Genomic DNA, 16,340 nt, shown 5'->3' on the forward strand with positions numbered 1-16,340 from the left:
AACTGTCTCCATAACTGTACTCTTTGGTGTTTGTTCAATATTGAACATATGGTTTAGTCGCTTACGCTTGGTGAATAAATAACCATAACGCTTTGGGTTGTCATGGTTTATTGACGAACGTGACGGAAATTTGGCACACCTGACTGTGTACAAAAATATTTGTTGATGAATGCGATTAATGGTTTGGTTTTTGGAGATCTAACTCGCATAATGCGCGAAATTTTAGCGTTGTCGTCACACGTAACACAGTCAGGTATAAAAGACATATGTCCCTTAACAACATTTCCATTCGGTACCAAATTCAGTTTCCCATTATTATTTTGGTTCTCTGCGTTTTTTCGGTTCTATTTTTTGCCAAAAGTGAGGTGGAATCGTCCATTCTTGCGACCAATAATACGGCGCGTCAAGCTGCTGAAGATAAAGATTACATATCCAAACTTGCAGACATTACTTGGGCGATGCGTGTAGAGGCAATTTATGGCATCTATGATCAAGCAAGAACGAAGGATATGGCGAACAAGGTGTCGGTACTCGGTAGAGAAGCATTCGACATTACTCGCAACATGGCGCAAACAGCGCAACTGCGTGACCTTGTTATGCAAGTTGAGGAAAGTATTGGTGATTATGTCCGCTATACAGACGCAACGGCCCAGCCAACGATTGAAGGCTATTTCAACAGTCAAGTTGATGTATCACGTTATAACACCATGGTGAACGAATACCGTCATATGGGTAGCGACATGATGGGGGCGATCAACAAACTATCGGCGTTCATCAATCCTTTGGTTGAGCAAGATTTGAAGCGCTCTGATGAGAATAGTGACGAAGCGATTTTCACCACGGGAATCGTGCTGATTGTTTCTATATTAACCGCGATGATCTTCAGCTGGTGGATGTCTAGCGTTATCGCTAAGCCGCTTGAAGTTCTACAAGAGGTTATGCGTAAAGTGGCGATGGGCGACTTGAATGTCTCTGCGAATGAAGAAGGGTCTAATGAGCTGGCGCTTCTGGGACGCGATACGAACAAGACGATCGAACAACTGCGCCACACGGTGAAAACCTTAGTAGGGATCAGTGATGAAGTGGCTGCGGCATCAACTGAGCTAGCGACGGTGATGACGCAATCTTCGGCGAATGCGCAACAAGAGCAAGGTGAGATCGAGCAAGTGGCATCGGCAGTGACTGAGCTTTCGAGCACGGCGGACAATGTGTCAGACAATGCTGTGAATGCGGATCATGCGGCGCGTCAAACTGATGAATTGGCTTCTCAAGGCATGGCAGTGTTCCAGCAAAGCTCTGAAGCCGCTGAGCAAATGGTGGAATCTATTGAGAACACGGCGTCTGTTGTGTCTAATCTGCGTGAGCAATCTGAACGTATTAGCCATGTTGTTGAAGTGATCCGCGGTATTTCAGAACAAACAAACTTGCTGGCATTGAATGCAGCCATTGAAGCAGCGCGTGCTGGCCATTCTGGTCGTGGCTTTGCGGTGGTTGCTGATGAAGTGCGTATGCTGGCGGCGCGAACTGAAGAATCGACGAAAGAAATCCAACAAATCATTGAAGGGCTTCAAGGACAGGCATCTCAAGCGGGTGACAGCATGGGTATGTGTATGGATGTTCTCGCACGCACGCAGACCTTGAGCCAACAAGCGAATGATGCGCTAATTGGTATCACACAATCGGTGGCACAAATCACGGACATGAACACCTTGGTGGCAACTGCCGCAGAGCAACAGTCCGCGGTGACGCAAGACATCAACCGTAATATCACGAATATGTCGTACATTATTACGCAGAATGTTACAGGTATCAGCCAAAGTGCACAGGCGAGTTTGGAGTTGTCTAAGCTGGCAGAAAGCCAGAAGCAAGAGCTTGCATTCTTCCGCATGTAAGCCTGAGCCAAGTAGTAGCGGTTAGGCTTTATTTTATTGCGCCATGCCCCTAGGGGTGTGGCGTTTTTTATTTCAGTGCGATCTGGATGATTTCAATGACTGTCTGGTAGCGTTGAGGCAATTGACGATAGCGCTTCTGCGCGAGATAAACCTGTTGATACACAGGATGGCGTAAGGAGAGGCAACGTAGCTTGTCTCTTTCCGCGAAGCTATCAACCACACTTTCCGGTAAGACGGTAAAACCAAGTCCTTGCGAAACGGGCAGTAAGATTTGCGCTAGTTGATTTACATAGCCGCTATCTTGAAAACCCTCTAGACCGCGGTAGTGTTTAGGGTAGTTCTTCGACAGAACCAAATCGGCGTACTGGTTGGCGTCAGGGTGTTGGATAAATCCGAGTTGGGATAGCGCGTGATAGTCCTGCGGGTCGACCTGACTGACTGACGGCACCACCAAGCACAGCGATTCTTTACCTATTAGTGTTTCTTCGATAGAGGGGTGGTTAATAGGTTGCGTACTAATACCTATGTCGATCACGTTCTCCATGAGTTGGGCATGAATGCGAGACGCTGGTGCGGCTTCAATGTGAACGGATAATTCTGGGTGTTGTTGCTGATGAGCAAGTAACAGCGGATAGATTTTCATTGCCATGGCACCAGAGCAGGCAATGCGAATGGGACCTTGATTGGGATTGTCTTCTTTCAGTTGCGCGAGAAATGCCTCTTTAAGCTGTTTTTGCGAGGCGATGTACTCGTTAAGCAGCGTGCCAGCTTGGCTTAATTCAAACTGCTTACCCTCTCTGAAAATCAGTGCTTCACCGAGCGCATTCTCCAACTTTTTGATGTGTTGGCTAACGCCTGGCTGTGTCATAAACAGGCACTCAGCGGTTTTAGTGAAACTTTGGGTTTTAACCAAGGTTTCGAATGTGATTAGCCATTTTGGATTCAGCATGGTTTCTTTATAAATTTTGCTTATTTATTTAATGATAATGGATAAATTTCCGCGGTCAATTTTCATCGGTTTTGAAGGGGCGTGGCGAAGAGATGACACAGTTTTGGCGGTTGAAAACCTCTCGAAGTTGAATTAAAAGTCGTTATTTTCTTTTAATTTCTTTCGTTACATCAAATGCTTGCTGTACAAAAAACAGACGTAATGATGTCTTGTTTGTTTTTTGTTTGAGAGTTAAATGTTACCGGTCACATCGAAATGTGTGATGCGCAACACATTTGGTGATTTGTCTCGCATTCGTGATGTATCTCCAATTGTAGAACCGCTGTTAATCTCTCTGCGCCTTGTATGTGACAGGCACGTAAAACATGAAATGGAGTATTCGACGATGAATGCAGAAAAAAACAAGATGTCCCTGACGACTCGCGTGTTGGTGGGTATGGTCATGGGTATCGCGACGGGATTTGCGATTCGCTTTCTTTTTGCGGACGAAGGGTTCGTTAACGAATACATTGTTAATGGCCTGTTTGACGTCGGCGGACAAATCTTTGTTGCCAGCTTAAAGATGCTGGTAGTGCCATTGGTGTTTGTCTCTTTGGTCTGCGGTACCAGTGCGCTAAAGGACATTGCAACCTTGGGGCGTTTAGGTGGTAAGACCCTTACATTCTATTTGGGCACCACTGCGCTTGCGATCACGCTCGCGATGAGCCTCGCACTCTTGTTTGGGCCAGGTAAAGGCGCGGACTTAACGGCTGCATCAAGCTTTAAAGCGGCGGAAGCGCCAACCTTGGGTGAAGTGATTGTGGGCATGTTCCCGACTAACCCAATTAGCTCTATGGCTGAAGGCAATACGCTGCAAATCATTATCTTTGCCGTGCTATTTGGCATCGCGATCAGTGCATCGGGTAAGCCGGGAGAGCGTGTCGCCGCTTTCTTCCGTGACATGAATGAGGTGATCCTTAAGCTGGTTGCGCTGCTGATGAACCTTGCGCCTTACGGTGTGTTCTGTTTGATGGCGAAGTTGTTCACCTCGCTAGGTCTTTCGGCAATTCTGAGCCTTGCGGAGTACTTCTTTGTTCTCGCGGGTGCACTGATTTTGCACGCCCTAGTCACTTACACCACGCTGCTGAAAGTGTTTGCTGGCCTTAACCCAATCACTTTCTTGAAGAAAATGGAAGACGCGATCATGTTTGCGTTCTCGACGGCTTCTTCAAACGCGACAATCCCTGTATCGATGGAAACGGCGACACGTCGTATGGGCGCAGACAACAAAATTGCCTCGTTCACCATTCCTTTGGGTGCGACCATCAATATGGATGGTACAGCGATGATGCAAGGTGTTGCCACTGTGTTTATCGCGCAGGCATTTAACGTTGATTTGACCTTGATGGATTACATGACTGTGATTCTAACGGCGACGTTGGCCTCAATCGGCACGGCAGGCGTGCCGGGCGTGGGTTTGGTTATGTTGGCGATGGTATTGAACCAAGTTGGCCTTCCATTAGAAGGTATCGCATTGATCATGGGTGTAGACCGCTTGCTGGATATGATCCGTACCGCGGTGAATATTACCGGTGACTGTGCGGTGACGTGTATTGTGGCGAAGAGTGAAGGTGCTCTGGATCTGAACCGTTACAACGACATGAAAGCGGGCGAAGAAGACGAGAAAATTGTTTTTAAGCCTTCAGTACAGTAATCGACAGTCATTCGGTAAGTTAACCTCGATAAGCGTCATCAATGGGTGGCGTTTATCATTCTCTCCTATTACCAAGATTTGTAAGTGTGCGCTGGGTTGTTCGAGACGCACATTGTTTCAAATGGTTTTCTAGTTATTGTTTTTAAAGCGCTTATTGGTGCGGTAAAGAAACAATTCTGATTGTCACCATCATATTTTTTCACTTTACTCGCTGGTTATTCCGGTGGATATTTTGTGGTTATTTTGAAGCACAATTTTTGGTGCTTTGTTGTTTATATTTTTAAATGGAGTTGTCGTTGTGAGTGATAAGAGCCACGATGAATTGATGTCACCGGACGGTGCTGTAACCCCGATTGATACGGATTATCAAATCGGTCAAGATAACATTGCCGTGAAGATTGGACCTTTTGGTTTGGATATTCACAACCGCGTATTTGTTATTTCAGGTTCAATGATAGCGCTTTTCGTCGCTGTCACTCTTCTATTTCGACAGTCGGTCGGTCCAGTTTTTAGTGAGATGAGAAACACCTTAACCTCACAAATGGATTGGTTCTTCATTGGTGCAGGTAACGTGTTCGTTATTCTGTGTCTCCTCCTAGTTGTCAGCCCACTTGGCAAAGTGCGTCTTGGCGGTACGAAAGCAAAACCTGATTACACCTATGTAGGTTGGTTCTCTATGCTGTTTGCAGCAGGCATGGGTATTGGCTTGATGTTCTATGGTGTGTCTGAACCTCTGTCTCACTACTCTGCGTCAATGGGCGGGGTTGTTGAAGCTGCGAATGGTTTGCGTACCGACTGGGCGCCACTGGGTGGTGCACTGGGTAATGCTGACGCAGCAAAAGACCTAGGTATGGCAGCAACGATTTACCACTGGGGTCTTCACCCTTGGGCAATCTATGCCTTGTTAGCGCTGTCTTTGGCTCTGTTCTCATTCAACAAAGGTTTGCCACTGACCATGCGTTCAGTGTTTTACCCCGTTTTTGGTGAGCGTATTTGGGGCTGGCCGGGTCACATTATCGATATCACCGCGGTGGTTGCGACCTTGTTTGGTTTGGCGACGTCATTGGGCTTTGGTGCGTCACAAGCGGCAGCGGGTCTTAACTATCTATTTGGTATTCCTAACGGCACACCAACGCAGATTGTGTTGATCATTGGTATTACAGGCCTGGCACTGAGTTCAGTGGTAGCGGGACTTGATGCGGGCGTGAAGCGTCTCTCTGAGTTCAACATGCTGATGGCAACCTTGCTGATGGTGTTTGTTATCGCAGTAGGTCCAACGCTTTCCATCTTTAGTAGCCTAGTGTCGAACATGGGCGCGTATTTTGAAAACCTGCCTGCACTGTCTATGCCGTTTGGTCGTGAAGATGCCAACTACTCTCAGGGTTGGACCGCTTTCTACTGGGCATGGTGGATGTCTTGGTCTCCGTTTGTCGGCATGTTCATTGCCCGCGTTTCTCGTGGACGTACTGTGCGTGAATTTATTGTCTGTGTGTTGATCATCCCGACATCAGTTTGTGTGATGTGGATGACTGCGTTCGGTACAACTGCCATTGAGCAAGTTCAAGATGGCTACCGTGCGGTTGTTGATGCTGAATTGCCATTGCAGCTATTCGCCATGTTGGATGGATTGCCGCTAGCAAGCGTGACGTCGCTGATTGGTATTATTCTTGTCGTGGTGTTCTTTGTGACATCTTCGGATTCAGGATCGCTCGTTATCGATACCATTTCTGCGGGTGGTAAAGTGGACTCTCCAGTTCCACAGCGTATCTTCTGGTGTACGTTCGTTGGCTTGGTGGCTATTTCTCTGTTGCTGGGTGGTGGTCTTGGTGCGCTACAAGCAATGGTGGTGTCGACAGGTCTACCATTCGGTATTGTTCTGCTTCTTTGTGCTTTCTCGCTAGTGAAGGGCCTGATGTCAGAGCCTCGTTCGTAGCCCGTTCGTAACATCAAAAAAATCCGGCCGCTAGCGACCGGATTTTTTGTATCGATACCTAAATGATCTGACCTGTAATTTCTCAGATGATTCAGGTATCGCAACAACGCTTCACACACTACCCAATGGCACTGACAGTGAGTGGGTTTGTTTTGGCTTCAAAGTGACACATTGACTGAATTACGATCGTCAGAGACGCATTTGCATAACTTGACTGGGTGACGAGTAGATAAAAATATCATTGGTTAGACACCCGTACTCATTGTTTAGGGTTCTATGCTTGCTAGTGGGGTGAAATTCCTCTTCACTGCGTGTTTACCGCCAGTATTAACTGTGAATACGCCAAGTTACGAGATATTTGTTATTAAGAAGCTCGTCACTTAAGCATTGAACACTAAGGATATGTTAAAGTGTTTAGTCTGCCAGTGAGCGTTTAATATGCCTGATGTCGACAGATGTCATGTTGGAATTGTCTTCCAAGCATATTCAACATCATTGACTGAATAACTCGCAAAACGGACAAAGGAGTTTACTGTGAGCGATAAAAGTCATGAAGAGTTAATGAAGCCTGACGGTAAGGTGAGCCCCATCGACACCGACTATCAGGTGGGTCAAGACAACATAGCACTAAAAATTGGCCCGCTCGGGCTAGACATTCATAACCGCGTATTCCTTATCTCAGGTCTCGCTATCGCACTGTTTGTCTTTGTCACACTCGCTTTCCAAAAAGACGTTGCGCCATTGTTTGGCGACATTCGTGGTTGGTTAACCTCAAATCTTGATTGGTTCTTTCTGACTGCGGGCGATATTTTTGTCGTTGTCTGTCTGTTTCTGATTGTTAGCCCATTAGGTAAAGTGCGTCTTGGCGGTACGGAAGCAAAACCTGATTACAGCTATCCAGGTTGGTTCTCCATGCTGTTCGCTGCGGGTATGGGCATTGGCTTGATGTTCTACGGCGTATCAGAGCCGCTGTCTCACTATGCATCTTCATTTGGTGGCACATCTGTTGAAAACGGTGTGAGAACTGACTGGGCACCATTAGGTGCAGCGGCCGGTGATGCTGCCGCTGCTGCAGATTTGGCCATGGCTGCCACTATCTATCACTGGGGCCTTCACCCTTGGGCGATCTACGCTATTTTGGCATTAGGCTTAGCACTGTTCTCGTTCAACAAAGGCTTACCACTCACCATGCGTTCTGTGTTTTACCCTCTTTTCGGTGAGCGTGTATGGGGTTGGACTGGCCACATTATTGATATTTTGGCTGTTGTCGCCACTTTGTTTGGTTTGGCAACGTCGCTGGGTTTCGGCGCATCTCAAGCGGCTGCGGGTCTGAATTATCTGTTCGGTATTCCGTTGGGGACGACCACAGAAATCATTTTGGTCACACTCATCACTGGTCTGGCGCTTATCTCGGTGGCAGCAGGTCTGGATGCGGGCGTTAAGCGTTTGTCTGAAATCAACATGATGTTGGCGATGGCATTGCTGCTGTTCGTGATCATTATGGGGCCAACCCTTGCGATTGTGACCGGTTTCTTCGGTAACATGGCCTCATACATTGAGCACCTCCCAGCGCTTTCGATGCCGTTTGGTCGAGAAGATGCCAACTTCTCCCAAGGTTGGACTGCGTTCTATTGGGCGTGGTGGATTTCATGGTCACCATTTGTCGGCATGTTTATTGCGCGTGTATCGCGTGGTCGTACAGTGCGTGAATTCATCATTTGTGTATTGCTGATACCATCGGCGGCGTGTGTCCTTTGGATGACGGCATTTGGCGGGACGGCGATAAGCCAAGTGGTTAACGACGGCTACATGGCGGTCACGGAATCGGCATTGCCGCTTCAGTTGTTCACCATGTTAGATGCACTGCCGTTGGCTCAGGTGACATCGTTTATTGGTATTATTCTGGTGGTTGTGTTCTTTGTCACATCGTCAGATTCAGGCTCGCTAGTGATTGATACCATTTCAGCGGGCGGTAAAGTTGACGCGCCGATGCCTCAGCGCGTGTTCTGGTGTACGTTTGAAGGCCTAGTTGCCATTGTACTTCTGCTCGGTGGTGGTTTGGTTGCCTTGCAGGCGATGGCGGTATCAACGGGCTTCCCGTTCACCATTGTTTTGTTAGTTGCCTGTGTGTCATTAATCAAGGGATTGATGTCTGAACCCCGCGGTTAAGCGCAATCAGGTGTAAGTAATGGGGCAGGCTTGTTCCCGTGCAACCTCAAGGGTTGCTTGGGAACAAGTCTGCCCTGTTTCGTCTGGTTAAGAATGAGTCAAGTATGGCTCTCAAGAGATTGAGAATTAATGGAAGCGGAACAAATCGAAATCGCAGCGTTTCTCAAGCAACACCCCCCTTTTGATGCGTTGCCTGAAGAGGTAGTCGACGACGTTGCTAAACACGTTGAAATCTCCTATTTCCGTGCAGAAACACCCTTGTATGAATACGGCGTGCCCATCAATGACTTGTGTGTGGTACGAAGTGGGGTATTAGAAATATACCGTCGAAACGGTGAGCTATTTAACCGTTTGTCTGAAGGCGGGATCTTCGGGCAGTGGGGGTTGCTGATGAACCGTCGGGTTCGATATGCCGCCAAAGCGATTGAAGACAGCTTGGTGTATTTCATTCCTGATACGGTGTTTGACGATCTTTTTGAACGCTTCGAAGTATTTTCTGATTTCATGGAAACGGAAGATACGACGCGTTTGCGTCAAGCGGTTGAAAGTCATAATGATAGTAATGATCTCACTACCTCTAAAGTGAGCTCGCTAATCATTCGCGACCCTGTCACCGTAGAGCGTGAAGCGACCATTCAGCAAGCCGCTCAGATCATGACCGAAGAAGGTGTGTCTTCGCTACTGGTGATGACCACTGAGGTGGATGAAGACAATCAAGAAACCACGAGAACTGTAGGGATCATTACTGACCGCGATTTACGCTCCCGGGTTATTGCACTGGGTTTGCCTTATGAAACGCCGGTCTCTGAGATACTGACCCCGCAATTGATCACTCTCGACCACAATGCATATGTGTTCGAGGCGATGCTGACGATGTTAAGAAACAATCTTCATCATTTGCCGATCCTTCGCCATCAGAAGCCGGTGGGGGTCATTGCGCTGTCGGATATCGTGCGCTACGAATCGCAAAGCAGCCTTGTTATTGTGAGTAGTATCTACCGTCAGCAATCTGTTGATGATCTCGAAGTCATTGCTAAAGGCGTACCTGCGTGTTTCTCACGTATGGTATCTGAAGATGCCAACTCCCACATGATTGGCTCTGCAATGGCGGTAATTGGGCGCAGCTTTAAGCAGCGTTTACTTGAGTTAGGCGAAGAAGAGTTTGGTCCACCGCCTGTTGCGTATTGCTTTTTAGCGTTGGGCTCTATGGCGCGTGATGAGCAGTTGATCGTGACCGACCAAGACAATGCCATGATCTTGGATGACAAGTACGACCCGAAAGAGCATGACGAATATTTTGCTAATTTGGCGAAGTTTGTGAGTGATGGCTTAGCCCGCTGTGGTTACAGCTATTGTACCGGTAACATCATGGCGACGAACCCTGAGTGGCGTAAAACACGTACGGAATGGGAAGCGTGTTTTGCTGATTGGATTGATCACCCTAATCCGAAATCATTGCTTAACAGCAGTATTTTCTTCGATCTTGATGGGGTATATGGCGCGACCAATTGGGCGGAAACACTCAAAGCATTCATTGGACGTCGTGCTCGCCGTAATAATCGCTTCTTGGCCTGTATGGCGCGAAATGCGCTGAACCGTACGCCGCCGTTGGGTTTCTTCAAAAACTTTGTCATGGAGCAGGACGGTCGCCACAAGAATTCGATGAATTTGAAGCGTCGCGGCACAGCGCCGCTGGCGGATCTCATTCGCGTTCATGCTCTGGCGGTTGACTCACGTTCTCAGAACTCATTTGAACGTCTTGATGACATCATTGAAGCGGGGATTTTGCCTAAGGGAAGAGGTGAAGATCTGCGTGATGCGATGGAGTTTATTTCGACGGTGCGTATTCGTCATCAGGCGCTGGATGTTGAATCTGATATTGAACCAGACAACAATATCGAACCGGATAATTTGTCTGAATTCGAACGCCGAAACCTGAAAGATGCCTTTGAAATATTGAGTAATGCGCAGAAGTTTTTGAAATATCGCTATCAGCCAAACCGCAGTAACTAGGAGGCAACATGCTATATCTTGAACCTCCTAAAAAAGCGTCTCATGCGATGGTTGGCCCTGATTGGGCAACGTTGATTGGTAGATTAAAACAAAAGGCCAAAGTGCCTTTGTTGAAGCGTTTTTACGACGTGACCAACACCAATGGAGACATGCCGCTTTCGGACGTGGAATTTGTTGCGTTAGATCTTGAGACGACGGGGCTCGACCCAAAGACAAGCGAGATCATCAGCGTGGGGCTTGTGCCTTTTACTCTGTCACGTATTCATTGTCGTAAGGCCAAACACTGGATAGTGAAGCCTCGTAAAGCCTTAAATGAAGATTCTGTTGTGTTTCATGGTATTACCCACTCGGACATCTGTGATGCCCCTGATTTACGCCGTATTCTTGAAGAAGTATTGGCGGCATTGGAAGGTAAGATCGTCGTGGTACATTATCGTCGTATTGAACGTGAGTTCATTGATTCAGCGATTAAGCAGCGATTGGGTGAGGGGTTACTGTTTCCAGTGATTGATACACTGGAAATTGAATCGTGGTTTCATCGTAAACCAAGGCACAAATTGTGGTCGCGTCTGTTTGGCAGACCGCTGACATCGATCCGTTTGGCGGACAGTCGTCGTCGTTACAACCTGCCGTTTTATCAAGGACACAATGCGTTGGTGGATGCGCTCGCCACGGCTGAACTCCTACAAGCACAAGTGGCACATCGATTCAGTCCAGATGATCCTTTGAAAACACTTTGGCGATAAGCAAAGGCAAAACAGTAGGGGAATGTTGCACATTTCCCTATTTGGATTTGCCGAAGTTCACGTTTTTTTCAATCCAACCTCATTGATTTCGGCCTGATACCCTAGTGCCTTTATCACTGTGTTAGAGTCAAAGTGTCCCGCCTAAAGGGAGTCGGTATCTGTCAGAGTTTCAGATGCATATATTCGTTGCCGACAAAGGATGGCAAGATGATTGAAGATAACAAAGTCGTAAAAATCGATTACACGGTAAAAGACGAATCAGGCCAAGTGATTGATTCTTCAGAAGGGAAAGATCCGCTCGCATATTTGCACGGCACGGGCAATATTATTCCCGGCTTGGAAAATGCGTTAACGGGTAAAGCGGAAGGCGATGAGTTCAGCGCAGTCGTTCAACCTGATGATGCTTACGGCCCACGTAACGAAGCGATGATTCAAACCGTCGAGAAAAGCGTGTTTCAAGGCGTTGAAGAAATCGAAGTCGGTATGGTCTTTAATGCTCAAGGCCCTCAAGGTGACATCCAAGTCACTATCGCAGACATTGATGGTGACCAAGTGACTATCGATGGTAACCACCCACTAGCGGGCTTGGTGTTGCATTTTGAAGGCGTGGTACGTGAAGTGCGTGACGCGACTCAAGAAGAAATTGAACACGGCCACGTACATTAAGCACGATGGTTGATTCACCCTTTTGGGTGGGAGAAAAGCAAGCCGTGATGGCTTGCTTTTTTGTTATTGGAAGAACACTTTTCTCGCTTCTCGCTTCTCGCTTCTCGCTTCTCGCTTCTCGCTTCTCGCTTCTCGCTTCTCGCTTCTCGCTTCTCGCTTCTCGCTTCTCGCTTCTTGCTTAGGGCTATTCGGCTCCGACCTCGATGCGCTCTAACAATTCATCAAAAAGATAAGCATCATCGAAGTGACGTTCTCCGATAAACGCGATAGCGTGCATGCCTTGTTGCCTCATGGCACCAGGCGAACGAACACCAAACGGCCACAAAAACCAGCGCTCACCGCGTGCGCTCTCATCGATGATCCCGTGACGGTCGAAGGGACTCATTACTCCACCCTTTGGGGTTTCTAATGTTATTAATGAAGCCAAGTTTTTCGTCTCTAGTGCAATTGCGCTTAGCGCAGTCGTAGCGGGTATGTTATCGGTAAAACTCACTTGGCTAATCATATGATCTCCGCTAGTTAATGATACGGCTAGGCGAGCACTTTCAGTGGGGAGCGGTAAGTGATTCTCAATAGGGCGCTCATTATCGCTGGTCGTAAAACGCAGTGTTGGGCTCAGTGCATACACCATGTGGAAACACCCGCACTGGTGAATGGAATCAAAGATAAGGGGGGCGCCATTGGTATCTAAAGTCAGGCGAAGGTTGATGGCGTCAAAGTCGCCCGCGTAGGGGTCAAACGAGCCTTTTGCGGTTCTGGCTGGAAACCACAGCACATAGTTGAGCTGTGGCAGTATCTCTTCATCAAACCGTGTGTAGGAAACTGAGCGGTAAATTCGCGGAAGCTTTGTGTTGATGATGGGCTTCCCATGATTATCGAACGCCAACGCACCAACCAAATCATCTTGTGACAAGGTTTCAACGGTCACCATGGGCGAGTAGTGATTGAGCAACTTATCTGCCTGTGATTCATCTAACATCGGCCACGTAAGCTTGGATGACTGACGAGCCTGTTTCATCATTTTCTCAATCTGTTCTTGTGACAATGTTGAACGCGTTTCACTGTAATGAAATGGATGAGCAAGGGCTCTGCCAAAATCACGTTGAATGTGGGCTTGTTCTTGCTTGATTCGCGATTCGGCGATCACGCTAGCAATCGGATACGCGCCCAACACGCGTTTCCAATGCTGATACGCGGTGGGCGGCGTGGGGGCATTCTTCTCAATGGCTTTCCAGAAGCCATGATCATTCGCACTGTCTTCCATCAGTGTGTGTTGGCATTGGGTCAGTGCCATCCGTTTTGTATTTTCGACATGGGGTGTTAACGCCAACACGGTGGCAAGTTGCTGCTGACCGAGCATTGAAACATAACCAAGCCATTCGAGACGTGAAGCCTCGTCACTGAGCGAATCGGTTAGAGAGGCGCTGATGCGATCAAAAGCCAGATGCGGGAAGCGCGAGTCGAAGTGATAAGGCAAGGCGTAACTTCGCGTGTCTTCTACGGTTTGGTAGAAGGCAACAAGTGATTGCTCGCACTGAGCTGAGACGCCATCAGAAGACTTGGGTGGTGGCGAAGATGTGCAGCCAGCTAATCCGGTAATAAAGAGTAAGAAGGCGAACCAAGATCTCAGCATGGTATCTCCGGTTTGGGTTATGTTCTCTGTCTATTGTGGAGTGTGCGCAAATAAGCGGAAAAAATGAAAACAGAAAAGCAAAAAATGCTAAGTGGCGAGCTTTATATTGCCAGTGATCCTGAGTTAGTAGCAGATAAAATACGCTGCCGAGAAGCCATGCGTCGATTTAATCAAAGCCTTCCTGACAGTGACGAATGGAAAACTGCAAAGCGAGATTTGCTGCCGAATGCACCAGAGAGCGTGTATATCGAGCCCCCTTTCTTTTGTGATTATGGCATTCATACCGAGTTTGGTGAGAATGTGTTTATGAACTTCAACTGTACGATCTTAGATGTTGCTCCGGTTCGCATCGGTAACCGCGTGATGATGGCAAATAACGTACAGTTACTCACGGCAACCCACCCTTTGGATGTTGGGCGTCGGGCGTTCGATTTGGAAGAGTATGGTTTGCCAATCACAATTGGCGACAATGTTTGGCTAGGCGGCAGCGTGATCGTGTTGCCAGGTGTCACGATAGGCAAGAACTGCGTGATTGGTGCAGGGAGTGTGGTGACGAAAGATGTACCTGATAACAGTGTTGCAGTGGGTAACCCTGCGCGTGTTATTCGTGAACTAACGGAAGAAGAGGTGGTAGAGCGCCACTCTCGTTAAGTGAGCATTTCTAGCTCAGTTAACACATCAATCGCGAACTGATTGCTACCACCACAAATATCTCGGTCGGCTTTGAATTGGCTGCATACTGCTGGGCGATCTGGCTGACCGAATATTTTGCATAAATTGTCATCATTGAGCTGAATGCAGCGCTCACCGGCGGGTTTACCGTTTGGCATTCCAGGAATGGCGGATGAAATGCTTGGCGCAATACAACATGCCCCGCAGCCTAAACGGCAACTCATTTCTTGCTCTTTCATCTAACGCGCCCAACACTCAATGACAATAAGGCGCGCACATTATCACTCCATCACGCTTTTCGCAAAATGCGTTTATAACTTGCTGATATTAGGCACCAGGGTACGGGTCAATGAGGGGAAGGAGGGATAGTCCTTGAACTTTTTGAGCTGGGTGGTATAACGGGCGCCTCTTAGCGTTATCTCAACATCAACGGTATAAACGAACATGACGACACCTTTCTGGGAACAAAAAACACTGACTGATATGACGGATGCAGAGTGGGAATCGCTGTGCGACGGCTGTGGGAAGTGCTGTCTTCATAAGTTGATTGATGAAGATACCGAGCAGCTTTATTACACCAACATCGCATGCAGTCTGCTGGACGATAAAACGTGTTCGTGTAAAGACTACGCCAATCGTTTCAGCTATGACGAAGACTGCTTAAAGCTATCTCGCGACAAAATTGAAGAATTCTACTGGCTGCCAGACACCTGCGCATACCGCTTGTTAGCAGAAGACAAACCGCTGCCAGCTTGGCACCCGTTAATCACGGGTTCGAAAGATGCGATGCATGCCGCCGATGAATCTGTTCGCGAGAAAGTCGTGTATGAAATCGATGTGATCGATTGGGAAGACCACATTCTGAACCATCCAAGCCGAAAGTAAGGTTATAAAGGGTTTTCAGTCGGTTAGATAATGGCGCATTGCCAATAAAACCCAATAATCTGTCATATTCTTAAAATATGCCGCCACATTGTCGCCACTTCTTGGCGATGGAGTGACGGCAGATTCTATCTCTTTTTTAGATATTTGGAATTTGCTAGTTTGGCGGGAATGGGATGATTGTGCTTGAAATTTCCGCCCTTAAAAGACACCCAAACTTTCTTTTGGACTACGTCATGAACTGCTATCGAAAGGTTGGGGTAGTCCCCATATTTTGAGCGCTGTACTGAGCATGTTTTACTTAGCATTAGATGGGCTGCGAGGGATGGGTATTTATTGAATGCGTCGTACAAATCAGAGTTTGATTGTTCAATTTCACATGTTTTGATGAACTGACTAAATTTATTGAGAAGGTTCGAATTTGGCTTAAGAGATAGAGGTTGGGCAATTAGCAGCGATAGCATGGAACCTATGTAAGTTTCCTCAGTACACATATAATTACCATAAGAGGCCGTACCAATTTCCTTGTAAAAAGGAGTCCTTGGCACAACATATTTTAACCAGCTTGATACTAGAACATATGAGCATGCAGGCCAACTGGTAGAGAAGTTGGTCATATTATATTGTTCTCTTACCTCTTCAGGTACACTCAAAAGGTCTTCGATCTGTAGGCGATGATATTTAAGTTTAAGATGCGTCCTCAATGTTTCGTACTTAGTTACCGCAAACCGCTTATGTTCTTTTTCTGTGATGGATTTTTGGCATAGCACTAAGTTTGTATGGCAAGTTTCGATTGAGAAAAAGATTGTATCGATATCCATTTCTGCATCTAAAAGCGTATTCATCAGACCGTCTATTGAGTTCACATACGATTCCAATGCGATAGCTGAATTATGCTTTATGGTTGTTTTGTGTCTATCCCAGATACTAAATAAAAGGGTAGACACTGCCGTTAAACCGACCAAAATATTTGCAAAGTCACCAAAGGAAATTTTGTTATCTGGCATGTTTGGGTAGCGATGCAGAGTTATCATTACCAATATGTAAATAATGACAACTGAACAAGCCAAGTGTTTGAAGTTAATTTTCATC

General features: G+C 47.2%; 13 protein-coding genes. 9 read left to right on the forward strand and 4 right to left on the reverse strand.

Annotated elements, in window-relative coordinates; genetic code table 11:
• The first annotated feature begins 266 nt into the window (after window positions 1-266).
• Window positions 267-1,892, forward strand: a complete 1,626-nt coding sequence (locus LRP50_RS13990; RefSeq protein WP_274165083.1) for a methyl-accepting chemotaxis protein — start codon at window positions 267-269, stop codon at window positions 1,890-1,892.
• A 67-nt stretch (window positions 1,893-1,959) separates the two neighbouring features.
• Here LRP50_RS13990 and LRP50_RS13995 read toward each other — a convergent pair whose 3' ends face one another.
• A complete protein-coding gene (locus LRP50_RS13995; protein ID WP_274165084.1) occupies window positions 1,960-2,841 on the reverse strand; it encodes a LysR family transcriptional regulator in 882 nt (293 codons plus the stop codon).
• A 385-nt stretch (window positions 2,842-3,226) separates the two neighbouring features.
• Between LRP50_RS13995 and LRP50_RS14000 the strand changes: the two genes are divergently transcribed.
• From LRP50_RS14000 to LRP50_RS14025, 6 genes are all read left to right on the forward strand, one after another.
• On the forward strand, window positions 3,227-4,534 hold the full coding sequence (locus LRP50_RS14000; RefSeq protein WP_274165085.1) for a dicarboxylate/amino acid:cation symporter: 1,308 nt from the start codon (window positions 3,227-3,229) through the stop codon (window positions 4,532-4,534).
• Between the two features lie 298 nt (window positions 4,535-4,832).
• Window positions 4,833-6,467: a BCCT family transporter gene (locus tag LRP50_RS14005; protein WP_274165086.1), complete on the forward strand. Its 1,635-nt coding sequence runs from the start codon at window positions 4,833-4,835 to the stop codon at window positions 6,465-6,467.
• Between the two features lie 561 nt (window positions 6,468-7,028).
• A complete protein-coding gene (locus LRP50_RS14010) occupies window positions 7,029-8,636 on the forward strand; it encodes a BCCT family transporter (protein ID WP_420791223.1) in 1,608 nt (535 codons plus the stop codon).
• A 129-nt stretch (window positions 8,637-8,765) separates the two neighbouring features.
• Entirely contained in the window at window positions 8,766-10,649 is a 1,884-nt protein-coding gene (locus LRP50_RS14015; protein ID WP_274165088.1) for a DUF294 nucleotidyltransferase-like domain-containing protein, read from the forward strand.
• A gap of 8 nt (window positions 10,650-10,657) precedes the next feature.
• The gene (locus LRP50_RS14020; protein WP_274165089.1) at window positions 10,658-11,395 is read left to right on the forward strand and encodes a 3'-5' exonuclease; all 738 of its coding nucleotides are present in this window, start codon (window positions 10,658-10,660) and stop codon (window positions 11,393-11,395) included.
• A gap of 207 nt (window positions 11,396-11,602) precedes the next feature.
• Window positions 11,603-12,061, forward strand: a complete 459-nt coding sequence (locus LRP50_RS14025) for an FKBP-type peptidyl-prolyl cis-trans isomerase (protein ID WP_274165090.1) — start codon at window positions 11,603-11,605, stop codon at window positions 12,059-12,061.
• A 184-nt stretch (window positions 12,062-12,245) separates the two neighbouring features.
• Here LRP50_RS14025 and LRP50_RS14030 read toward each other — a convergent pair whose 3' ends face one another.
• Window positions 12,246-13,694 (reverse strand): hypothetical protein, encoded by a 1,449-nt coding sequence (locus LRP50_RS14030; RefSeq protein ID WP_274165091.1) that lies wholly within the window; start codon window positions 13,692-13,694, stop codon window positions 12,246-12,248.
• Between the two features lie 63 nt (window positions 13,695-13,757).
• On the opposite strand from LRP50_RS14030, the gene LRP50_RS14035 reads away from it, so the two are divergent.
• On the forward strand, window positions 13,758-14,345 hold the full coding sequence (locus LRP50_RS14035) for a sugar O-acetyltransferase (RefSeq protein WP_274165092.1): 588 nt from the start codon (window positions 13,758-13,760) through the stop codon (window positions 14,343-14,345).
• Here the strand turns inward: LRP50_RS14035 and LRP50_RS14040 are convergent.
• Window positions 14,342-14,590 carry a YkgJ family cysteine cluster protein gene (locus tag LRP50_RS14040; RefSeq protein ID WP_274165151.1) on the reverse strand — a complete coding sequence of 83 codons (249 nt, stop codon included), beginning with the start codon at window positions 14,588-14,590 and terminating at the stop codon, window positions 14,342-14,344. The genes LRP50_RS14035 and LRP50_RS14040 overlap by 4 nt on opposite strands.
• A 220-nt stretch (window positions 14,591-14,810) precedes the next feature.
• On the opposite strand from LRP50_RS14040, the gene LRP50_RS14045 reads away from it, so the two are divergent.
• Window positions 14,811-15,251: a YcgN family cysteine cluster protein gene (locus LRP50_RS14045; protein WP_274165093.1), complete on the forward strand. Its 441-nt coding sequence runs from the start codon at window positions 14,811-14,813 to the stop codon at window positions 15,249-15,251.
• Window positions 15,252-15,376: 125 nt separating this feature from the next.
• Here LRP50_RS14045 and LRP50_RS14050 read toward each other — a convergent pair whose 3' ends face one another.
• A complete protein-coding gene (locus LRP50_RS14050; protein WP_274165094.1) occupies window positions 15,377-16,339 on the reverse strand; it encodes a hypothetical protein in 963 nt (320 codons plus the stop codon).
• Window position 16,340: the final 1 nt, after the last annotated feature.

Origin of the sequence: Enterovibrio gelatinilyticus (assembly GCF_028683095.1) — a bacterium.
Classification (GTDB): Bacteria; Pseudomonadota; Gammaproteobacteria; order Enterobacterales; family Vibrionaceae; genus Enterovibrio; species Enterovibrio gelatinilyticus.